This window comes from Pseudomonas sp. MDV22-iso1, from assembly GCF_058145095.1.
This window is the reverse complement of record NZ_JBYVMF010000007.1, coordinates 165,030-188,853: the sequence shown is the minus strand read 5'-3', so window position 1 is coordinate 188,853 and position 23,824 is coordinate 165,030. Positions and strand designations below refer to the sequence as shown.

Genomic DNA, 23,824 nt, shown 5'->3' with positions numbered 1-23,824 from the left:
CTTTCTTGGGTAATTAGAGCTGGGTGATTACAGCCAGGGTCACAATAGTCCGGACTCAACGAAACGTGATGAGGTCCGGGGCCTTCAACAGTTGCAGGTGTGCATGGTTGTTGAAGGAAGCCAGGGCCTCCTCGCGACCACGAAACTTCAAGTGGTTGAGCGAGGTGTTGACGATTTGCCAGTTCAATTCAAAGGCCTGGCGGGCAGGCATTTGCGTAATGAGGTGGAGCAGGGCAGTGATGGTGCCGCCGGAGGTAAAGACGGCGATTTTCTGGGTGTTGTCAGCCTGTTCAAGGATGCGCTGCAAACCCGCTTGCACGCGCTCGACGAACCCCAGCCAGCTTTCGAGTCCTGGCGTGTCGTAGGTGCCGGCCAGCCAGCGCTCGATGATCAAAGCGAAGATGCGCTGGAACTCGGCGCGGTTTTGCGCGGCGTTGCGCAGGACATGCAGGGCTTCAGGTTCATCCTCCAACATGGCCGGCAGCAGGGCGCGGATCACCGCATCGGCGTCGAATTCGTTGAATGCGGCATCGGTTTCCAGGGTCGGGACGGGCAAGCCCACGGCAGCGAACTGCTCAAGCGCACTGCTGGCCGTGTGTTGCTGGCGACGCAAGTCGCCCGAGAGGCAGCGATCGAAGCTGATACCGAGCTCCGCCAGGTGCTGGCCGAGGATTTCTGCCTGGCGAATACCGGTCGGCGACAGGACGTCATAGTCGTCTGCACCAAAGGAGGCCTGGCCATGTCGAATCAGATAGATGCTGCCCACGTCCACGTCATCCCGCTACGTTGAAGGTTTGGCGAGGTTATGAGGATGGCGATGAGCTGTCAATGAAAAAACATACGCTTGTTTGAAATGCCCGTTGCAGGCCTGTTGCCAGAGGTTTCGCGGCTGGTCGACAAGCCGGCGCATGGGTATGCTGGACATATCCCGCGCCTGTTTAAGCCGCGCCTAGTATTGAAGGAGTCCCTGTGGAGTTTTTTGCCGAGTACGCCAGTTTTCTGGCCAAGACCGTGACACTGGTGGTCGCCATTCTGGTGGTCATGGCCAGCTTCGCGGCGTTGCGCAGCAAAGGCCGACGCAAATCGGCCGGCCAATTGCAGGTCAGCAAGCTCAATGATTTCTATAAGGGCCTGCGCGACCGCCTGGAGCAGACGTTGCTCGACAAGGACCAGCTCAAGGCCCTGCGCAAATCCCAGGCCAAGACCGAGAAGAAGCAAAAGAAGAAGCCTGAAGCCAAACCCCGGGTGTTTGTGCTCGATTTCGACGGCGACATCAAGGCATCAGCCACTGAAAGCCTGCGGCACGAGATTACCGCGTTGCTGACCTTGGCCACGCCCAAGGACGAAGTCGTGCTGCGCCTGGAAAGCGGCGGCGGCATGGTGCACAGCTACGGTCTGGCCTCCTCGCAACTGGCGCGCATCCGTGACGCGGGCGTGCCGCTGACGGTGTGCATCGACAAGGTCGCAGCCAGCGGCGGCTACATGATGGCGTGCATCGGCGAGAAGATTATCAGCGCACCCTTTGCGATCCTGGGTTCCATCGGTGTGGTTGCGCAGCTGCCCAACGTCAATCGCCTGTTGAGAAAGCACGACATCGACTTCGAAGTGCTGACCGCCGGTGAATACAAACGCACCTTGACCGTGTTCGGCGAGAACACCGATAAGGGTCGCGAGAAGTTCCAGGAAGACCTGGACGTTACCCATCAGTTGTTCAAGAACTTCGTGTCCCGCTACCGTCCTCAGTTGGCCATCGACGAAGTGGCCACGGGCGAAATCTGGCTGGGTATCGCGGCGCTGGACATGCAACTGGTGGACGAACTCAAGACCAGCGATGAATACCTCGCCGAGCGGGCCAAAAAATCCGAGCTGTATCACCTGCACTACGCCGAACGTAAAACGCTGCAAGAGCGCATTGGCATGGCGGCCAGCGGTTCAGTTGACCGTGTCTTGCTGACCTGGTGGAGCCGGTTGACTCAACAACGTTTCTGGTAAATCACACGCTGCAAGGGCCTTGATACCGTGTACGGGTACAAGGCCCTTTGAGTGGTTGCCTGTCTATCCATTGTCTGGAACAACGAAACCGGGGCACACCCGGTTTTTTCGTGTCTGGTAGCCGGTTTCTGTATTCACTGAGGATTTTTCCGAGCGAGTTTTCCGCTCTTTCCTGCTTTTGCACAGTACGTGCTGAAGTAGTGTGAACGCTCAATGAATTGCAATGGAATGCACTATGAGCAAGCTCCCGCATGATGATGTCGCCGGACCCCATCCTTCCCCAACCTGGCAAATGCGCAACGATCTGAAAGGCATCGTTGACCTTGCGTTGCCGCAAACCCCTGACCAGTTCGGTGAGCAGCAGATCAAGGAAAAATGGGGGCAGGGCATCGACCCACAGACCACCTTGCTGGTAACACTCGATTACGATTACAACGGGCATCCTGCTCAGGGCGCAATTCATCAGGGGCAGGTCGCAAACTCACAATCGCTTCTTCAGGTACTGCTGCTCAATTACCAGACTGTCGGTGACGGACGCTTCGGGGAGACAGCGTTCGGCCTCTACACTCCTCCGGAGGTTGGCCCGCAGGTTCGGATCGTGGAAAAGGTCGAGGAGTTCGCCTACCACGGTAGCGGTAACCACCAAACCTATGAGGGCATCTATCGGCAAACCGTTCCGCAGACCTACGGACCCGAAACGCAATTGGCCCTGAGGCCGGCTGATTTCAAGAAGTGGGTCTGGGAACTGGAGTTGCAGGACCTGTACAGCGCATACGTTGATCAAGCGTGGCCATCAGACGAGGTGCTGCTGGCGCCTGCGCCTTACGCTTTGAGGACCTCGATCAAGGCCGCTTTTGTGATGAGTGCCTGGCTGCAGCGCGGTGAACGACGGTTGACCAAAAAGGGGCTGGAAATGGCCCTGCAGGCCGCCGGGTTATCGCCTGATCAACTTTGGGAAACATTAACGGTCGATCAGCTGCAGGCACCCACTTTGGCCCGCGGTGCAGTCACGGCGCGTCGCTTGAAGCTCTATCGATATACCGCGCGCGATATCTGGGTCTTGCGCAGCCAGTCCAGCGCCCGGCTCTTGATGTACATCCCCGGCAATTCATCGCCATTGCATGACTTCACCGACGCCGCGCATCTGCGCCAATGGGTGGTGGCGCAGGGCCGCGCTGGCGAAACGAAACAGGCACTGGCGGCGCACTTTACCGATGAAGATCGCATCGACGGTAGCTTCCACGCCGGCGTTCTGACAGCGCTGGAGGGTATGGCGATGTACCCGAAAGAACACCGGCTCAGCAAAGAGGCCGGCTTCTTCAACAATGATGGCTACTGGGACCCTGCCGATTACATCGGCTTTGATGACGCCGACGCAGACACCGACCCGTTTGCGCAGCTGGTGTTGACCATGAAGCAGGCAGCGTTGGCCAGCATCAAGACCATTCGTGACGATGCCCAGGTCAATCGCGATAATTTGAGCGCTGTGGTCGAGCCGATCGTGCAATGGATCAACCGGTTTGGTCCCCTTGCCTTGTTCGTTCCGGGGGGCGAAGGCCTGCTTGCGTTGGCGGGGCTGATCGATGCTGGCTATGGTCTGGATCAGGCCATCAACGGCGAAACGGCAAGCGAGCGTTCCGAAGGTGTGACGCGCACCGTGTTTGGCTTGCTCAATGCACTGCCGATCGCCGGGGGCGCGGCCTTGGCCAAGGGTGATGGAATTGATATTGAAGCGTTGGCGAAAACCGATCACCGCGCCGGCGAACCTTCTGTCGCCCCGAGTGCGCCGCATATCCCCGCGGGTCCGACTTCCACGATACCGACTCGCCTGGTACTGCTGCGGGGCGTCGGCCCGTCGGTCGCCACCTTCAGTGATGAAATGCTGGCACAGATCGGCAAGGTCAGCGCCGTTGATGATGACATGCTGCGCCTGATGCAAACCGGACGCCCGCCAACGCCGTTGCTGGCGGATACGATCAGCCGTTTTCGGATCGATCAGGACCTGGGGCTGGCAGGACGCCCGGAGCTGTTCAACAGCCGTTATCAAGCACTTCAACAGTCGGAGCATGAATGGGTCCGGTTGTTTCAACGTGAGTACCCGGACCTGCCCAAAAGCGCGATCGAACAAATGCTTGATCGCTATGGTGTGGATGTTCTGGAACCACCCAAGGCTGACGAAGCACTGCACGTATTCAAGCGACTGGACAGCAAAGCTCGTCAGTATCAGCAGCACGTTCGGCTCAATCGAGCGTACGAGGGCCTGTACCTTCGTTCGATGCTCAACCCTGAGTCGGATACGCTGGCCTTGCACTCGCTCAAAAATCTCCCCGGCTGGCCGGATAATCTTCGGGTCGACGTCCTGGACCAGTCCGCTGTCGGGCGAGTGCTCGATCGTACAGGCCCACTCGATGCTCCGGATGTCCGGCGCCTGATCAAGACGGGAAACCACTATCAGGACAACGCCCTGCAAACGGACTTTTACGGCGCCATTCTCGGGGTGTTGTCTGACAGTGAGCGCGCAGCGATGCGCCTCACATCGCTGGATCAGGCCAGTGAGCTACGGCTAAAGATCGGTGATCACGCCCTGTCCCGGTCGCAATACATGCTCGGCCAGGCAAGGATGGACAGTCAACTTCCCTTTGAGGCCCAGGGGCTCAGAGGCGGTGGTTTTCCCGATACGCCTCTGGCCGGGGCTATGACGCATGAAATGATGCGACTGCAGCTCAAGGACATTTACCCTGAATTTTCCACTGCAGAGGTCGATGAAGTGCTGCATCGGGTGGGTACACGCGCCCAGGCGCATATCGATGGATTGCAGCAGCAGTTTCAGCAATTGAACAGCGATTTGACCGGCTGGATCGATGAATCAGCCGACGATGTCGAAGACATGGACCTGGACTTTCTGGAAGTCGGAGATGCAGAGGCGCAGGGAATGACCCCCATGGAGGTCGAGGCGCATAACCTGGCGTTGCTCCAGGACACTGTGCGCTACGAACGAGAAACCAGGGCCGAACTGGCGGATGAATTGATAGCCATCTGGCAAAAGCGCGCGGCGCAAGAACAGGCGCATTATTCAGGCAGCCATTTGACGGGCTTCAAGATCGATCTGGAGTTCGAGGATTTCCATCGTTTACCGGCGCTGAACATTCGACTTGACGATGTGACCGAGCTGTCGATGCGGGGTTTTCACGTGTTCGAGCGCGAGACTTTGAGTGATTTTCTGGAGGCTTTTCCAAACTTGCGCACGTTGAGTCTTGAAAGTGTGGACCTTCGTCTTTTCGGTGAAGGCGGAAATCTTGTCAGCACCTTTCCACCCACACTGTTTAAGTTGCGACAGCTAACGTCGTTGAATCTCAGGTCCACTCATCTGGCATTCACCGAAACCATGGCCTCTCGGCTGAGCGAGCTGAAGCTGTTGCAACGACTGGACTTGAGTGACAACCCGCTGGGGGTTCCGCCCTTGATAGTGGGCATGGAAGACTTGCGCTGGTTGAACCTGAGGAATACCCAGATCACCTCATGCCCGATAGGGATCATGGACCCACCGCATATGGACCTGCTGGACCTGCGACACAATCAGATCGCCAGGGTGCCACCGGCCATCCTGAACCAGGCCATCACACCGGAGCGTGTGTTGTTGCAGGGCAATCCATTGACCGACGAAGACACCTTGTTGCGCCTGGTGGAGCATCGCCAACAAACCGGCATCAACCTCTGGCTGGGCGAACCGGGGCCCAACTATGGGGACGTAGAGGAGTGGTTGCAGGTCGCCGACGAAGAACAACGCCACGCCAGGCTTTCGATCTGGTTACGGTTGGAAGACAAGCGGTTTGGCTCACGCTTTTTGAGAACCATCAGCGGCCTGAGTTTGACGGCGGACTTTCGGGTGGATTACCTGACGCTCCAGGCACGAGTCTGGCGTTTGCTGGGTGAAGCCGATGCGTCGCAAGCGTTGTGGACTCAGCTGGCTCAGGATGTGGAGGTGAGTGAAGCGGATGCCGATAATCCGTTTGCGATTTTCATGGCGCTGGAAAATCGGGCGAGGCTTTACCGGGACTGGGTGTCCATGGGACGCCCGTTTCCGTTAAACGCGGAATAGGAGAGGGGGCCTTGAACCCCGGGCGGGGTTCAAGGTTTGACGATCAGCGGCGACGGAACAGTGGCAGCGGTTCGTCAGTGGCGGCCTGATAGGTCACCGAGAAGTCCTGGAGGCTTTCCAGTGCTTCGTAAGGGTCTTTATCGGCGCGCAATGCAAAGGCGTCAAAACCGCAGCGACGCAGATAGAACAACTGGTCGCGCAGCACATCGCCAATCGCCCGCAACTCACCTTTGAAACCGTAACGGTCACGCAGGAGGCGCGCATTGGAGTAGTTGCGACCATCGGTGAAGGCAGGGAAGTTCAGGGCGATGACCTGAAAGTTGTCCACGTCTTCACCGATTTCTTCGGCTTCTTCATCGGCATCCAGCCAAACGCCCAGGCCGCCGTCGCGAGCCTTGAGCATCCGGGCGTGTTCGCGCCACAGCGTCAGCGGGACGATCAGGTCGTCGCAGTTGCTGATCTCGTCGATATTGAAATCCTTGGGCAGCAAGTGCCAGGTTTCGTCGACGACTTCGTTGTTCTTAATGATTCGCTGCATAGACGCGTTCCTTGAAGAGGTCGATGCCGATACGTTGATAGGTGTCGATGAAGCGCTCGTCTTCGGTACGTTGTTCTACGTACACGTTGATCAGCTTCTCGATCACATCGGGCATGGCGTCCTGGGCGAAGGACGGGCCGAGGATCTTGCCCAGGCTCGCATCGCGACTGGCGCTGCCACCCAGGGAGACCTGGTAGAACTCTTCGCCTTTCTTGTCCACCCCGAGAATGCCGATGTGGCCCACATGGTGGTGACCACAGGCGTTCATGCAGCCCGAGATGTTCAGGTCCAGTTCGCCGATGTCGAACAGGTAGTCCAGATTGTCGAAACGACGCTGGATCGATTCGGCAATCGGGATCGACTTGGCGTTGGCCAGGGAGCAGAAGTCACCGCCCGGGCAGCAGATGATGTCAGTCAGCAAGCCGATGTTTGGTGTGGCGAAACCTTGCTCGCGCAATTCGCCCCACATCGCGAACAGTTGGCTCTGTTCAACGTCGGCCAGAATGATGTTCTGCTCGTGGGACGTACGCAGTTGACCGAAGCTGTAACGATCGGCCAGGTCGGCCACGGCGTCGAGCTGCTTGTCGGTGATATCGCCTGGGGCAACACCGGTCGGCTTCAGGGACAGGGTCACGGCGACATAACCCGGCTTCTTGTGGGCCAGGGTGTTGCGCGTGCGCCAGCGAGCGAAGCCAGGGTGCTGCTGGTCGAGTTCGGCCAGTTCGGCGGACAGGTTGTCCAGCGACTTGTAGTCCGGGTCGACGAAGTGTTTGGCGACACGGTGCACTTCGGCGTCGGTCAGCGTGGTCTGGCCACCGCGAAGGTGTTCCATTTCCGCGTCGACTTTTTGCGCGAACACTTCCGGCGTGAGCGCCTTGACCAGAATCTTGATCCGGGCTTTGTACTTGTTGTCGCGACGGCCATAGCGGTTGTACACACGCAGAATGGCGTCGAGGTAGCTCAACAGGTCTTGCCACGGCAGGAATTCGTTGATGAACGCGCCCACCACTGGCGTACGGCCCAGGCCACCACCGACCAGAACGCGGAAACCCAGTTCGCCTGCGGCGTTGTGCACCGGCTCAAGGCCGATGTCATGGACTTCGATGGCGGCGCGGTCCGAGGTCGACCCGTTGATGGCGATCTTGAACTTGCGCGGCAGGTAGGCGAATTCCGGGTGGAACGTTGTCCACTGGCGGACGATCTCGCACCAGGGGCGCGGATCGATCAGTTCGTCGGCAGCGACACCGGCGAACTGGTCGGTGGTGACGTTGCGCAGGCAGTTGCCGCTGGTCTGGATAGCGTGCATCTGCACGGTAGCCAATTCAGCCAGGATGTCTGGAATATCTTCCAGTGCTGGCCAGTTGAACTGCACGTTCTGCCGGGTACTGATATGGGCATAGCCCTTGTCGAAGTCACGGGCAATCTTGGCCATCATCCGCGTCTGGCGCGAAGTCAGCTGGCCGTAAGGCACCGCGACCCGCAACATCGGCGCGAAACGCTGGATGTAAAGGCCATTTTGCAGGCGCAGGGGGCGGAATTCTTCTTCGCTCAGCTCGCCTGCCAGATAGCGTCGGGTCTGATCTCGGAACTGCTTGACGCGGTCCTCGATGATCCGCTGATCGTACTCGTCGTATACGTACATATAAGTCCTGTTCTCAGGCTTGGGCCGGTCGGTTCCAGCGGCTTTTAGTGACTTGCTGAAGTCCGATACTGCCTCGGCAATTCTGCGCGCACGGCCGCGCACTCCCAACGGAGCCGGGGCAAGATACCAGTTTGCAGTTATGCGCAAAAGTGATGTTTGAGTATATGTAAAGAACCAAAACGACTAACGAGGATCGTTGTTGATAAACCCGCGTTTGTGGTGTGGGCAATCATCGTCTTAACTGTGATCGAGTCTTCGTGCAATCACCGATAAAACCGACAAGAGGCGATGCAATGAGCAACCCTACAAAAGCTTCGAAACCCGATAGCACAGTGGATGCCTGGGCCATTTTGTTCCTGATTATCCTGGTCGTGGGCACTGCGATTTTCTGGGTCAGTCATCAGTAAACGACCTCGTCCGGGCCTTGTTCCGACGATTGTTGGACAAAAACCGTAGTGAGCGCCGTTTTACGGGAGTCCGCCGGCTATAATGCCCGGCGGATTTTCGGGGCCCGGACGATCAATGCTCAAATTTTTCTACACCTTCCTGCTGCTGACCCTTGCAGGCTACGGTCAGGTTGCGCGAGCCGAGTCGGTGCTGTTCCTGAACCCGGGGGCCACTGATGAAACGTTCTGGGTCACCTATACGCAGTTCATGCAGGCGGCCGCCGACGATTTGGGCATTGATCTGCGAACCCTCTATGCCGAGCGCATGCCGGAGCGGACGCTGGCGCAAGCGCGCCAGGCACTGCAAGGCCCCGATCGTCCGGACTATCTGGTCTTCGTCAACGAACAATATGTCGCCCCGCAAATCATGCGCATGGCCCAAGGCAGCGGCGTGAAGCTGTTCATGGTCAATGCGTCGTTGACGCCTGATCAGTTGAACCTGGTGGGCCAGCGGCCTGATTTGTTGGGTAGCCTGGTCCCTAACGATGAGGAGGGCGGCTACCTGATGCTCAAAGAGCTGATTCGCCAGCATCCACCCGTGGCGCCTGGCCAGGTGATCGAATTGCTGGCGTTCTCTGGCCTGAAGATCACACCGTCGGCACAACTGCGCGAACGAGGCATGCAGCGTGCCCTGGCCGAACACCCTGAGGTGCGGTTGCGCCAGCTGGTTTACAGCGGTTGGAACCGGGAACGGGCGCATGAACAGGCCAAGCTGCTGTTTCAGCGCTATCCGAAGGTGTCGCTGGTATGGTCGGCCAATGATGAAATGGCGTTTGGCGCCATGCAGGCGTTTGCGGAGGCGGGGGGCGTGCCGGGCAAGGACGCGCTGTTCAGCGCGGTAAACACCTCGCCCGAGGCGTTGCAGGCAAAGATCGACGGGCGCCTGAGCGCGTTGCTGGGGGGGCATTTCACGTTGGGTGGCTGGGCGCTGGTGGAGTTGCATGACCTTGATCAGGGGGTCGACCTGAGCCAGTACGGTGGCCGTGATCGAAAGATCTCGCTGCTACAGGTGATTGACAAGACGCAGGCGCGGCGATTGCTGGCCATGAAGACATCGACAGATTACGGCGTCGATTTCCGCCGCCTGTCCGCGAAAGGTAAGCCGACTTCCTACCGCTATCCATTCACCTTGCAAACGTTGATGCGTTAACGCCGCGTCATACGCCTGCCAAATGCAGAATCAGTTTGACGATGGCAAACAGCGTCAACGCGAACACCGCTGTGAACAAAATTCCCAGAATGACAAAGTGGCTCGGTTTGCCATGGGTGAAGTCGCGGGCGCGATTCTTTCCGCTTTGCACCCCGAACGCCGCGGCCATGACGCTGTGGAGCATCTGCCAGAAGCTGGGCGGTTTATTGTCGACCGGATCGTCCATAAATCCCTCGTTACGAAAGTCACGTTTACAGAGCATAGACAATTCGCCAACGAGTGCCGTCATTGCGCACTTCGCGGACATTATTTATGTACCGCAGTCGGGGTCGCCTTAAGTGATGTGCTGTTGCTCCCTATTAACAGGAGTGACTCATGTCTTCGCAATCGCACGACCCCGCCAAAAACCAAAAGCCTTCGGCCACTGACAGTATCCATGGCGATTTTCTTGAAAAGTCCATTCCTCAGTGGCTTGTCGACGCAGCACCGCAAAGAAGGAAGGCGATCAAGGACGCTGGAACGGTTTTGCCGGATTGGTACCTGAATGCCACCCCCGAACAACGACAGGACCTTAATCAGAGCTTCAACGCCAGTGCCACCGCCCAGGCCCGGCTGGATAATACGATGTCGACCTTCAAAGACATCGACACCTTTGCCGAACCGCTGCTGCTCAAGGCACTGAGGGACCAATACGCAGTGGAAGTGGATGTCAACACGACTCTCTTGTGTCTGAGGCGGCCTTTGGAGGTCGGTGTTCTTGCAGTGGAACTTTCGTCGTTCGAATTTTTGAAGCTGACGATGTTGCAAGCCGCGTTGCATAACTTCGAAGCCTGGGAGTGCAAGCCTGGGGCATACCATCAAACATCCGGATTCATGGTGAGTACCGCCACCCCCGGCACGTACGCGCCAGTGGCCGTGAACCTGACCATCAGCCAGTTCACGACCCTGTGTCGACGTCTTGATATCGGGGCGAAATACCAGGTCTATCTGAAGTCATTTTTTCATCCTGCGGACACAAGAGTCGAAGCGACACTTCGACAGGATTTCATCGCCAGCCAAAAAGCAGCCATGCGAGCCGCTGCAGAACAGGCGTTGTTAACCAAGGACATTGAACCCGGGGACTACGCGATGATCCTGTCGGTCATCAATGGAGAGAACCATCCCTGGATGGGCAACAAGCAAGTCTGGTTTCACGACATGGGTTTGATGAAGCACCGAATGACCGGTTGCGTGGGATTCGTGATCTGTGAAAAGTATCGTTATAACGACGAGGTAATTCTCTATATCCCCAACGATCCGGCGCACCCGCTCAAGCGGTACAGCGGATCGCGAATGAAGCAGGAGTTCAAGCGTCTGTTCCTGGACCGGGACGGCATGGAGCCGGGTGCTACGGGCCCGACCAGCTACCAGCGCTTCTACAGTCAATTTGTACCCTACGATCAGCGGCCCTATTACTTCAGCCAGTTTACTCAAAAGTCAGCCGACTCCCCGAGCGACTTCTTCAGATCGCCCTGGATAACAATCGTCGAATTCATCAGTCCCGCTTCATCCCTGACTTACATCAGGGAGTTGCCGCCAGAGCGTCCTGGCAAAATGGAGCCGGTGCCTGATCCGTACATCGCACCCTCGACCGTCACCCGTAAAGGACGAGGTATCTGGGCTGAGAACGTGGATCTCTGGACGTATCTTTACGAACAGCACCGCGACAAGGTCATCGCCGATGCCCGCAGCCATGCGGTTTCTTCTGATGAAGTTGACGTTAAGGCGCGGGAGGCAAAACTGGCCCATCTCCTTCAGGTCGGCTTGCTGGGAGTGAACATGGTGTCGATGTTCGTTCCGGTGCTGGGCGAAGTGATGATGGTGGTGATGGCCGGGCAGTTGTTGTACGAGTCCCTGGAAGGGGCGATTGAATGGAGCGAAGGCGATAAAAGAGCGGCCAAGGCGCATCTGGTCGATGTGGCAGAGAACCTGGCGTTGATCGGGGTGATGGCGGGTGTCGGGGTGGGGGTCGGCAAGCTGACAGCGGTCAAGCCAGAGCCTGTGATTGAAAACCTGCATCCTGTCACGCTGCCCAATGGGCAAATACGTCTGTGGAAGCCGGACTTGAGCGCTTATGAAAGCCGCGTTTCTCTGGACGCGAGTACCGGGCCGAACGCCTTGGGCCACCACGTCGTGGGCGGTAAAACCTACATTCGTCCAGGCGGCAAGGTTTACGAAACGTTCTTTGACAGGTCGATCCAGAAATGGCGCATCCGGCATCCGACCGACACCAATGCCTATCAACCCATTCTAGAAGGCAACGGTCGCGGTGCCTGGCGCCACACGCTTGAGCGCCCGATGCAGTGGGATCGTCTGGATTTGTTGCGACGCATGGGGCATGAAACCGAGGCGTTCTCGGATGAAGCACTGCTGCAGGTCGCCGATGTCAGTGGCGTCACCGACAACGCCCTGAGAAAAATGCACATGGATCATGCCGCGCCTCCGCCCGAGCTGACCGATGCCATGCGCCTGTTTAACGCTGATTCGGGGGCGCTGCAGGTGCTTGAGCAGCTGCGCGGGACGAGGTCGATCGACAATCGTTACTTACAGGCATTGCCGTTGGTGACCCGGATGCCGAGGTGGCCGGAGGCTCGGGTGCTGGAAGTCTTTGAAGGCCCCGGCCTGTCGGGTAAGTCGATCAAATTCGGCACCGAGCGTGCGTGGCGTGGTGATGGGGGCAAACCGGTGATCAAGGTGAGCCAGGCGGATGTCTTGAAAGGTGAATTGCCCACTCGCATTCTGGCAGCGCTGAATGAATCTGAAATCACCCGCCTGCTGGGGGCAGAGGGTGCACGTGTGCGCGCATCAAGAGCCGAAGAGCTGGGCAAGCAATTTGCCGATTACGCTCAATCCCGCCAGTCAGCGATTTTTGACGCGCTTTACAAGGGCAACGAACCGGTCGATGCCCGGATCAAACAGTTGCAGCGCGAGTGCCCTGGTCTCAGTGAGGCCGCCGCGCAGGAGGTTCTGGCCCATGGCAGTGCCGATGACCTCACTCGTTTTGAAGTGACGAAACGGCCCCCTTTGAAACTGCTCGAAGAAGCTCGATGGTATGCGCGCCAAGGACGGCAGACTCGTGCATACGCAGATTTGCGCAGTGAGAACATTGCCTCGGCGGACAGTCGACGGCTGGCATTGAATGCCCTGGAAAACCTGCCGGGTTGGCCGGATACGTTGCGTTTGGAGGTTCGCGAGGGAAGTGATACGGGGACGTTGCTTGATAGCATCGGCGACGAGAACGCACCCGTCAAAAAGTACCTGGTCAAAAATGGCCCTCGCTACCAGGCCTTCAATGAGCGAGGAGAAACGCTCAACAGCGTTCCCAGGGAAGGCGACAACTTTTACGCCTCCATCATGCACGCCTTGCCCGATGACGCCCGTTCCGCCCTTGACTTGCCCCACGTCAGTCAGGCGAGCGAGTTGCAAAGGATAATCATCGCGTATGCGGACGCTCATCGCAGTCAAGCAGGACGCATGCTCGAGCCACAAACCGGACGGTTCAAGCCCCCGGTGCGGGTCAACGACCAACTGTTGGGCTATTACGCCAGTGGGCGCGGCAGAGGGCTGGACCCATCCCTGACTTCAAGGGTAGAGGTGCTGTATCCCGCGCAAGCACAGGCCGATGCCTTTATCCGACAGCAGGTGGGTAAGACCAACAAGCAAATCTACAGTGTTCTGGAAACACGTACGCGTGATTGGCAGGCACTGAACTGGACACTTGATCAATGGACAGGAACTCCCGGGAGTTCCAGTTTTCACCACAGAACTCAAATCGCCCAGGCGCTCAAGGCCAGTTGGCGAAACGCACCACTATCAGCCGAGGTGCCCGAAGCGGGCCGCTTAACGCTTTTTTGTGATGAGCAGTTACCAGGGATCGATGCGGATTTTTCCCATGTGCATGATTTGACCGTAGCGGGGCGCGGCCTCACAGACGCCAATGCCGATGCCTTTCTGACGCGCTTCCCTAATGTCCGAAAACTCTCGATAGGCGGCGAGGGCAGTTCTTTTGCCAGGCTCGCATCCAGAAGCCAACCGCTCACGTCACTGCCGAAAACCGTCACCGAGATGCAGCAGCTGACGAATTTGACGTTGTCTTCAGGCGCGCACACCTTTGCAGCTGATTTCCCCACGCGCCTGACCGCGTTGACGAATCTGAAAACGTTGTACCTCGACTACACCGGTTTCAATTCGAATGCGCTTAGCGGGCTCGATTTGACAGCGTTGAGCGAATTGAAGTCATTGCGAATCGACGCCTCTTTCGCCGCGATGGAGTGGCCGGAGTATGTGCAGAACCTGAAGCAGCTTGAACGGCTGGACCTCGCAAAGACCTCGATCAATCACGTTCCCGATTGGCTTTATAGCGGGCACGAAAAACTTTGGTTCGGGTTGTCGCTGGATTGGTCGAGGTTTTCCCATGAGGCCTTTAAACCGGCCTTTGAATACGTACAAAATTATTCGGGACCGCTGGGGCACTTGAGTGATGTGCATCAGATGGTGAGTGAGTACGCACGCGGCGAACTGACCTTCCTGACGGGCCTTCCAAATTTCACGGATCGTCCATTACAGCCAGAAATCATGGGCCTCTGGAATACACCTCGAACCCGCCTGGCGGCTATTGAAGCCCTGAGCGCGGAACATGCGGGGATTTTCCGAACCTTCTATCAAGAACCGGTCTCGGGCCTGGGACTGCGTAAGGCGCAGCGGACTATCGAGTCGGTGTCGGGTCATAACGCCGGCGTGTTTCATGCGCTTGAGAAAAGCTGGCGCGGGGCAGTGCGCCAACGCTATGGCTTGCCCGCGGATGTATCAGTGTTTGAATTACCAGACATGGGGTTGCAGATGTCTGAAATGCTCCGCGACGGGAAAATCGTTCAGCTTCCACGGTTGCCAGCGGGCAGTTTTTCCCATGTTCAAACCCTGCGTCTGGGATGGCTGGACGCGCCTGTCGAGCAGGTCCGCAGCTTTATCAGTGCGTTCAGCGGCACGCGTACCCTTGAAATTACCAGCAATGGTTTCACGGAACTGCCGATTGCACCCGGGGCCTTGCCTGAGTTAACCCGGCTCGATCTGCACAACAACCATATTGCCGTTACGACAGCCGTCCAGAATCAATTCAATGGATTGTTGAACCTTGAGTACTTGAACCTTGGCAATAATCCGTTGGGCAATCTGGATGTCAGCGCGCTGACTCGGCTAAAGGCACTCAATCTGCGGGGGACGACGTTACAGGCGTGGCCAACCGGCGCCGAAAAATTGCCGAAGTTATCGTGGCTCGACTTGCGTGACAACGAGCTGTCGTCGCTCTCGCAGGAGGCGTTGTCCGACGAAGACGCGCTGATGAAAACCCAGTTGACCGGTAACGAATTCAGCACTACAGGCGCGGCCGCCCTGGAAGCGGCGCGGCGGCGTATTGAAGCCGCCAAGGGCCTGCCCGAGGGAACGCTGGAGCGATTTGCCCAGGAAGCAGTACCTGCGCAATTCCCGCCGACGGAGACGGGCTGGTCTATTGCCAGCCACCTGTTATCACTGCCCGAACGAACGCCTGTCACCCCTGGTGCTGGCGGGTTTGCCGAACGCTTGCAGCGTTTGAACCCGGTCATGACCGGGGAGCAAGCCCTTAAAAGGATCCAGCAACTGCGCAACGATGGAATGAACGATGTCCACATTGATGCGCAGATCAACACCTGGCACCAGACCTGTGAATCACTGACCCGTCAACTCAATGGCTGGTTGTATTCCCGGGAAGTGCCGATGCGCCGAGCGATCGTATCTTCGCAAGCCCGCTCGCTCGCCGCGTTGCGCCTTCGCGATGTGTGGCGGGAGGGACTGCTGGATGGCTCCGGTGGAGCAGGAAAAGAGTTGAGCTTTAATGGCCTGGTCACAGGTGATTTGCCTGAACTTGTGGCGCAACTGCCCCAAGTGACCCGCCTGGATTTGTCGGGCGTGAGAATGTCCGCGCAGGGGTCCAATGGCTTTCTAAACGCATTCCCTCAACTGAAGAGCTTGTCGATCAACGGCAATGAGTTGCCGGCATTACCCGATGCCGTCCAACACATGGACCAGCTTGAACGATTGGAGCTGTCGGGCAATCAATTCTCCAGTCTTGGACCCTTGTATCAACGTCAGGGCAACGAGCGCCTGCGGTGGATTGATCTGAGGCAGAACATCCTGGCCACTTTCGATTGCCGCCCCTTCTCTCATCTGGAAACACTGGAGCTTGGCTACAACTCGCTCACACAATGGCCGCAGGGGGCACTGGAAGCTCGGCATCTGCGCGCATTGGACCTGACAGGCAACTCGATCACTGACGTCCCAGAAGCACTGTTGAGCGGCAATCATGACGAATTGGTAGCCGGCACAGACATGGGTGACAACCTTGATCTTTCACTTCCAACCCTTGAGCGCATCAGGGGCTACAGCGATGCAAACGGGGGCGGGAGCGTGATGGGGATATCACGAGAGGAGTTGAACAGGAGAATTGAAGACCCGCTAAGCGATGATGGGAGCGGTTCCGAGGATATATCGGATGATAGCGATGATTCTGACGATGATTCTGACGGTGACGATCGTCCTGACGCGGATGCCACCGTTCGGCCCGTCGAACCCCTTTATCGTCCTGGGCTCGATACGGCAGCACCGGCATTAGAGCCCTGGCTTGCCAATACAAGCACTGAACTGGCAGCGCTAAGGCGTGATATCTGGAGGCGCCTGGCCCAGGAAGACAATCATGAACGCTTCTTCCAGTTGATTACGCTGTTGCGTGATACCGATGAATTCAGATTCGTACGCGCTGACCTGACACGACGGCTGTGGGATGTCATGGATGCCGCCGCCGAAAATACCGAACTGCGGGAATTGCTGTTCCATAACGCCGAGACCCACGGCACCTGTATCGACGGGCGAATTCTGACGTTCAGCGAGCTGGAAGTTCGCGTGTATGTGTACCGCGCCTTGCGTGACATTCCCCCAGGACGCCCCCTGCAGCGAGGCCGGGCCCTGTTGCAGCTGTCACGGCAGCTGTTCAGGCTGGAGAGAGTCGAAACAATAGCGGAGGCAGCCGCACAACGCCGCGATAGAGCCGAGGTGCGCCTGCGTTATCGCATTGGTTTGGCGGGGGGCTGGGAAGACGGGTTGGAGCTGCCGGGGCAGCCCGCGCACATGGCGTTCGACAGACCCATCAGAGGCCAACTGTTGGCGGATACCCGGGCATCGATCCTTGCCGCCGAGCGTTCCGATGCGTTACTGCACAGTATGGTCGCCAGGGATTACTGGACGGAGTACCTGCAGGAGCGCTATCCCGACGAGATCTCTGCCATCGAGGAAGCACTTGGCGAAGAGCGCCTGCAACAACTGAGTGAATTGGAGGACCGTAGAGCGAATGGGGCGATCGCCGATCAGGAGTACGAGAAGGACGTGGTTGAACTGGGCAAGCAAACCCAGACCAGACGCACGCAGAAACTGATCGAATTGTCCCGAAGGGCAATACAGGCGCTTCAGGCTTTGGCCGGTGAGACGGAAGTGCCGGGAACCCTTTCGCCCCAGCCAGGACCGTCACGACGTAACTGATCTCGTTTGTGCCACCCTGAGTCACTAGAACCTGTAGCAAGATTCGCCCGCGAAGGCGTCCTCAGATACGCCAGAAACTTCGCGGGCCACGGGTAGGGGCAGGCCCCTTCCCGTAATCGATACAGCCTCAGTTGTCGTAACCCAGGTTCGGTGCCAGCCACCGCTCGGTCACACTCAACTCCTGACCCTTGCGCGACGTGTAGCTCTGCACCTGATCCTTGTCGATCTTGCCCACGGCGAAGTACTGCGCCTGCGGGTGAGCGAAGTACCAGCCGCTGACCGCTGCCGCCGGGAACATCGCGTAATGCTCGGTGAGGAACACACCGCTGCGCCCGGCCTGCATTTCGCTGGCTTCGGGATCGAGCAGGGTAAACAGCGTGCCTTTCTCGGTGTGATCGGGGCAGGCCGGGTAGCCCGGAGCAGGGCGAATGCCGGTGTATTGCTCTTTGATCAATGCCTCGTTGTCGAGCGTTTCGTCCTTGGCGTAACCCCAATAGTCCTTACGCACCTGCTGGTGCAGCCACTCGGCGCAGGCCTCGGCCAAGCGGTCGGCCAGGGCCTTGACCATGATCGAGTTGTAATCGTCGCCAGCGTCCTGATAGGCCTTTGCCACTTCCTCGGCGCCGATGCCGGCGGTGGTGATGAAACCGCCGACGTAGTCGGTGATTTCGCTGTCCTTTGGCGCGACAAAGTCGGCCAGGGAGAAATTCGGCTTGCCGTCGGTCTTGATGATCTGCTGACGCAGGTGATGCAGCTTGGCGATGGGCTTGCCGTCATCACCATATACTTCAATGTCGTCGTCACGCACCTGATTGGCCGGCCAGAAACCGAACACCGCGCGGGCACTGATGAGCTTCTCGTCGATCAGTTTGGCGAGCATTTCCCGGGCATCGGCGTACAGCGACGTAGCGGCTTCACCGACCACTTCATCGGTGAGGATGCGCGGGAACTTGCCGGCCAGGTCCCAGGAGATGAAAAACGGCGTCCAGTCGATGTATTCGGCGAGGACTTTCAGGTCGATGTTGTCCAGCACCTTGGCGCCGGTGAACGTTGGCTTGACCGGGGTGTAGGTGCTCCAGTCGAACTGCGGTTTCTTGGCGATGGCGGCCGGGTAGCTCAAGCGTTCGGTGCGCGCGCTGCGGTTGGCCGTACGCTCGCGAACCTCGACGTATTCCAGGCGGGTTTTCTCGACGAATGCCGGTTTCAATTCCTTGGACAGCAACTGCGTCGCCACGCCCACCGCGCGGGAAGCGTCGGTCACGTAGATCACTGCATCGTTGCTGTACTTGGGTTCGATCTTCACCGCCGTGTGCGCCTTGGAAGTCGTCGCGCCTCCGATCATCAGCGGCAGGTGGAAATCCTGGCGCTGCATCTCGCGGGCCACGTGGACCATTTCATCCAGCGAAGGCGTGATCAGGCCGGACAGGCCGATGATGTCGCACTTCTGCTCCTTGGCCACTTGGAGGATTTTCTCCGCCGGCACCATCACGCCGAGGTCGACGATGTCGTAGCCGTTGCAACCCAACACCACGCCGACGATGTTCTTGCCGATGTCGTGCACGTCACCCTTGACCGTGGCCATCAGGATCTTGCCCTTGGCTTCGGGTTTGTCGCCTTTTTCCAGTTCGATGAACGGGATCAAGTGGGCTACGGCCTGCTTCATCACCCGGGCGGATTTCACCACTTGCGGGAGGAACATTTTGCCGGCGCCGAACAGGTCGCCAACGATGTTCATGCCGGACATCAACGGGCCTTCGATCACTTCGATCGGGCGGGCAAACGACTGGCGCGACTCTTCGGTGTCTTCAACGATGTGTGTGGTGATGCCTTTGACCAGCGCATGCTCCAGACGCTTGTTGACCGGCCAGCCACGCCATTCTTCGGTCTCGGCTTCCTTGACGCTGCCGTCGCCTTTGTACTTGTCGGCGATGGCGAGGAGGGCGTCGGTGCCTTCCGGGGTGCGGTTCAGCACCACGTCTTCCACGGCGTCACGCAGCTCGGCCGGGATCTGGTCGTAGATCTCCAGCTGGCCGGCGTTGACGATGCCCATGGTCAGGCCGTTGCGGATTGCGTACAGCAGGAACACCGAGTGAATCGCTTCGCGCACCGGGTTGTTGCCCCGGAACGAGAACGACACATTGGACACGCCGCCGGACGTCAGCGCATACGGCAGCTCGTCGCGGATGTAGGCGCAGGCATTGATGAAGTCCACGGCATAGTTGTTGTGTTCTTCGATGCCGGTGGCGACGGCGAAAATGTTCGGGTCGAAGATGATGTCTTCCGGCGGGAATCCCACTTCGTTGACCAGAATGTCGTAGGAGCGTTTGCAGATTTCTTTTTTGCGCGCTTCAGTGTCGGCCTGGCCGGCTTCGTCGAACGCCATCACCACCACGGCGGCGCCGTAGCGCTTGCACAGTTTAGCGTGGTGAATGAACTGCTCGACGCCTTCTTTCATGCTGATCGAGTTGACGATGCCCTTGCCCTGAATGCACTTGAGGCCGGCTTCGATCACTTCCCATTTCGAGGAGTCGATCATGATCGGCACGCGGGAGATGTCCGGTTCACCGGCAATCAGATTGAGGAAGGTCACCATGGCCTTCTTCGAATCGAGCATCCCTTCGTCCATGTTGATGTCGATGATCTGCGCACCGGCTTCAACCTGTTGCAGGGCAACTTCCAGGGCTTCGGTGTAGTTGTCTTCGCGGATCAGGCGGGCGAATTTGGCGGAACCGGTAATGTTGGTCCGCTCGCCGACGTTCACGAACAGCGAACTGCGATCGATGGTGAAAGGTTCCAGGCCCGAGAGGCGGCAGGCCTTGGGAATGTCCGGAATCTCGCGCGGCGCGTAACCGGCCACCGCCTTGGCGATGGCTTCAATGTGGCCCGGCGTGGTGCCGCAGCAACCGCCGACGATGTTCAGGAAGCCGCTTTGCGCGAACTCCTCGATGACTTTGGCGGTCTGCGACGGTAATTCGTCGTACTCACCGAATTCGTTCGGCAGACCGGCGTTCGGGTGCGCCGATACGTGAGTGCCGGCCTTGTTCGACAGTTCTTCCAGGTACGGACGCAGCTCGCTGGCACCCAGGGCGCAGTTCAGGCCGACCGAGATCGGCTTGGCGTGGGCCACGGAGTTCCAGAACGCTTCGGTGGTCTGGCCGGACAGGGTGCGGCCAGAGGCATCGGTGATGGTGCCGGAAATCATGATTGGCAGTTCGAAGCCCAGTTCTTCGAACACTCCCTGTACGGCGAAGATCGCCGCTTTGGCGTTGAGGGTGTCGAAAATGGTTTCGATCAGAATCAGGTCGGAGCCTCCTTCGATCAGGCCTTTGGCGGCCTCGGTGTAGTTTTCCACCAGCTCATCGAAGGTCACGTTGCGGTAGCCGGGGTTGTTCACGTCAGGCGACAGCGAGCAGGTGCGGCTGGTCGGCCCGATCACGCCGGCCACAAAGCGCGGCTTGTCCGGGGTTTCCAGGGTCTTGGCGTCGGCGACCTTGCGGGCCAGGCGCGCACCTTCTACGTTTAACTCGTACGCCAGGCCTTGCATGCCGTAGTCGGCCAGGGAAACCTGGGTGGCGTTGAAAGTGTTGGTTTCCAGAATGTCGGCGCCGGCATCCAGGTAAGCCTTTTCAATTGAGCCGATCACGTCCGGGCGGGTCAGCACCAGCAGGTCGTTGTTGCCCTTGACGTCGCTCGGCCAGTCGGCAAATCGTTTGCCACGGTAATCCTGCTCCTCGAGCTTGTAGCTCTGGATCATCGTGCCCATGCCGCCATCGAGAATCAGGATGCGCTCTTTGAGGGCGTGCTTGAGAGCTTGAAGGCGAACACTACGATCGGACATGTGGACTACTCGGAAAGACCATTACGAAGGGCCGGGATCATAGCAAACCTGTGCGCTTTTAGAGCATGCCGTGGTTTTGCATGAATATCGCTCATGTTGGTGGTGGGCACAGCCCGGTAGAATCGCGGCGTTTTTTCATGATCGGGACCAGGGACATGTCGTATCGCGTCGCCATCAGCATGATTGTGCTGTGTTTAAGCTGGGGCGCCGAGGCGCAAGGTCCAGTCATTGCACCTGTATCATCCCCGGCCATTTCCTACAGTCGGGACATACAACCGATCTTCACTGAAAAGTGTGTGGCCTGCCACGCCTGCAATGACGCCGCTTGTCAGCTCAACCTGGGCAGCGGCGAGGGCGCAGCACGGGGCGCGTCAAAGGCCCCGGTATACGATGGCGAACGCAGAAGCGCAGCCGCGCCGACCCGACTGTTTTATGACGCCTTTGGTCAACACGCCTGGCAGCAGAAGGGTTTCTATCCGGTGCTCGACGGCCAGGCCAGTCAGGCGTCGTTGATGGCGAGGATGCTGGAGCTGGGCCACAACACCCCATTGCAGCCCAATGCGAAGTTGCCGCAAGACATCGTGCTCGGCATGAACCGACAAAACATGTGTGCCATGCCGTCCGAATTCGCTGGTTACGCCAGCGTTCATCCGAAAGAGGGGATGCCGCTGGCGGTTACGGGCCTGACTGACCAGCAATACCAGACCTTGCAACGTTGGCTGGCCTCCGGCGCGCCAATCGATGAGCAAGGCCTGGTGCCGTCGGCGCAGGAAGCGTTACAGGTGGTGCAATGGGAGAACCTGCTCAATGCGCCTGGTGCGCGGGAAAGCCTGGTGGGGCGGTGGTTGTTCGAGCACTGGTTTCTGGCGCACGTTTACTTCAAAGACGGTGAACCGGGGCATTTCTTCCAGTGGGTGCGCTCGCGTACGCCTACCGGACAGCCCATTGACCTGATCCAGACACGCCGTCCCAATGACGATCCAGGGACTCAGGTGTATTACCGCCTGTGGCCTGTGCAGGGCGTCATTGTGCAAAAGACCCACATCACCTACCCGTTGAGTGCGGCGAAGATGGCGCGGGTCAAAACCCTGTTCTACAGCGGTGACTGGCAGGTCAATGCATTGCCGGGTTACGGGCCGAAACGTCGAGCCAATCCGTTCTCCACTTTCGAAGCGATTCCGGCGCAGGCGCGCTATCAGTTCATGCTCGATAACGCTGAATACTTTGTGCGCACGTTCATTCGTGGGCCGGTTTGTCGTGGCCAGATCGCCACCGACGTGATTCGCGATAACTTTTGGGCAATGTTCCAGGCGCCGGAACACGACCTCTACATCACCGACCCGAATTATCGCGGCCAGGCCACGCCTTTACTGGCAATGCCGGGGCAGAACGATGACGTCGGCAGCGTGTTGACCCTGTGGCATGACTACCGCAACAAGCGTAACGAGTACGAGGCGTTGCGCCGTGACAGCTACGCCGATGCGCCGGCGCCGAGTTGGTCGACCTTGTGGGCCGGAAACGACAATGCATTGCTGAGTATCTTCCGGCATTTCGACAGCGCTTCGGTGAACAAGGGCCTGATCGGCGAAGTGCCTCAGACGATGTGGCTGTTCGACTTCCCGTTGCTGGAGCGCACCTATTATCAGCTGGCGGTTAACTTTGACGTATTCGGCAATGTCAGCCATCAGGCGCAGACGCGGCTGTATTTCGACTTGATTCGTAACGGTGCGGAGCAGAACTTCCTGCGCTTGATGCCGGCCGATTCCCGGGAGGGTTACCTGGATGACTGGTATCAGAACGGCGGCAAAATCAAGATGTGGCTGGATTACGAGTCCATCGACAATGACAAAGACACCGCGCTGAAGCTTGACGCAAAAGACCCCAAGCGCGATTTTTCCATGCAGTTGCTGGCCCGGTATGGCGACCTCAATGCCAGCCCCGATCCGATCAATCGCTGCGACGGTGCGTATTGCTCGCGCCCGAACATCGATCCTGATTTACAGAATGCCGAACAGGCCTTGAGTAACCTGACGTCCCGTCCGGCGGCGGGGTTGAGGGTGATCGATCAATTGCCGGAGGCGACGATGCTGCGTATCGAAACCGCGAGTGGCAAACGTGCGGTTTACAGCCTGCTGCGCAACCGGGCGCACAGCAATGTGGCGTTTCTGCTGGGGGAATCGCTGCGCTATCAGCCGGGGCTCGATACGCTGACTATCTACCCGGGCGTGCTCAGCAGCTATCCGAATTTCATGTTCAACATTCCCGCCGATCAGGTGCCGGCGTTCGTTGCCGCCATGGAAAATGCCAAGGACGCCAATCGCTTCGAGAAAATCGTCGAGCGTTGGGGGATTCGTCGCAGCCATCCGCAGTTCTGGTTCTACTTCCACGATATGAGCCGCTACGTGCATGAAACCGACCCGTTGGAGGAGGGCGTGCTGGATATGAATCGGTACGAGAATCTTTGATCGACCTTTGAGCGGTGGCGGGTGTCCGATCTATCAAGCACCGCTGATA

10 protein-coding genes are annotated in these 23,824 nt (G+C 58.4%); 5 read left to right on the top strand and 5 right to left on the bottom strand.

What is annotated here, in order from left to right; genetic code table 11:
* Positions 1 to 55: 55 nt before the first annotated feature.
* Positions 56 to 766 carry a histidine phosphatase family protein gene (locus AC3ZVB_RS11125; protein WP_490146550.1) on the bottom strand — a complete coding sequence of 237 codons (711 nt, stop codon included), beginning with the start codon at positions 764 to 766 and terminating at the stop codon, positions 56 to 58.
* A gap of 203 nt (positions 767 to 969) precedes the next feature.
* On the opposite strand from AC3ZVB_RS11125, the gene sohB reads away from it, so the two are divergent.
* Together sohB and AC3ZVB_RS11115 are read left to right on the top strand one after the other, a co-directional pair.
* Entirely contained in the window at positions 970 to 1,992 is a 1,023-nt protein-coding gene (gene sohB, locus AC3ZVB_RS11120) for a protease SohB (RefSeq protein WP_490146549.1), read from the top strand.
* A gap of 235 nt (positions 1,993 to 2,227) precedes the next feature.
* The gene (locus AC3ZVB_RS11115) at positions 2,228 to 6,091 is read left to right on the top strand and encodes a dermonecrotic toxin domain-containing protein (RefSeq protein WP_490146548.1); all 3,864 of its coding nucleotides are present in this window, start codon (positions 2,228 to 2,230) and stop codon (positions 6,089 to 6,091) included.
* A 43-nt stretch (positions 6,092 to 6,134) separates the two neighbouring features.
* Here AC3ZVB_RS11115 and AC3ZVB_RS11110 read toward each other — a convergent pair whose 3' ends face one another.
* The gene (locus AC3ZVB_RS11110) at positions 6,135 to 6,629 is read right to left on the bottom strand and encodes a DUF934 domain-containing protein (RefSeq protein WP_162439323.1); all 495 of its coding nucleotides are present in this window, start codon (positions 6,627 to 6,629) and stop codon (positions 6,135 to 6,137) included.
* The gene (locus AC3ZVB_RS11105) at positions 6,613 to 8,271 is read right to left on the bottom strand and encodes a nitrite/sulfite reductase (protein WP_490146547.1); all 1,659 of its coding nucleotides are present in this window, start codon (positions 8,269 to 8,271) and stop codon (positions 6,613 to 6,615) included. The genes AC3ZVB_RS11110 and AC3ZVB_RS11105 overlap by 17 nt, the downstream gene beginning before the upstream one ends.
* A 522-nt stretch (positions 8,272 to 8,793) precedes the next feature.
* Here AC3ZVB_RS11105 and AC3ZVB_RS11100 point away from each other — a divergent pair.
* A complete protein-coding gene (locus AC3ZVB_RS11100; RefSeq protein ID WP_490146546.1) occupies positions 8,794 to 9,867 on the top strand; it encodes an ABC transporter substrate-binding protein in 1,074 nt (357 codons plus the stop codon).
* A gap of 7 nt (positions 9,868 to 9,874) precedes the next feature.
* Here AC3ZVB_RS11100 and AC3ZVB_RS11095 read toward each other — a convergent pair whose 3' ends face one another.
* A complete protein-coding gene (locus AC3ZVB_RS11095) occupies positions 9,875 to 10,093 on the bottom strand; it encodes a DUF2970 domain-containing protein (RefSeq protein WP_162439339.1) in 219 nt (72 codons plus the stop codon).
* A 149-nt stretch (positions 10,094 to 10,242) separates the two neighbouring features.
* Between AC3ZVB_RS11095 and AC3ZVB_RS11090 the strand changes: the two genes are divergently transcribed.
* Positions 10,243 to 17,472, top strand: coding sequence for an NEL-type E3 ubiquitin ligase domain-containing protein (locus tag AC3ZVB_RS11090; RefSeq protein WP_490146545.1), 7,230 nt, complete (start codon positions 10,243 to 10,245; stop codon positions 17,470 to 17,472).
* 127 nt (positions 17,473 to 17,599) lie between these two features.
* Here the strand turns inward: AC3ZVB_RS11090 and metH are convergent, their stop codons facing one another.
* Positions 17,600 to 21,310 (bottom strand): methionine synthase, encoded by a 3,711-nt coding sequence (metH, locus tag AC3ZVB_RS11085; RefSeq protein WP_194692034.1) that lies wholly within the window; start codon positions 21,308 to 21,310, stop codon positions 17,600 to 17,602.
* A 155-nt stretch (positions 21,311 to 21,465) separates the two neighbouring features.
* Here metH and AC3ZVB_RS11080 point away from each other — a divergent pair, with 155 nt between their 5' ends.
* The gene (locus tag AC3ZVB_RS11080) at positions 21,466 to 23,775 is read left to right on the top strand and encodes a fatty acid cis/trans isomerase (protein ID WP_490146544.1); all 2,310 of its coding nucleotides are present in this window, start codon (positions 21,466 to 21,468) and stop codon (positions 23,773 to 23,775) included.
* The last annotated feature ends 49 nt before the right edge of the window (positions 23,776 to 23,824 follow it).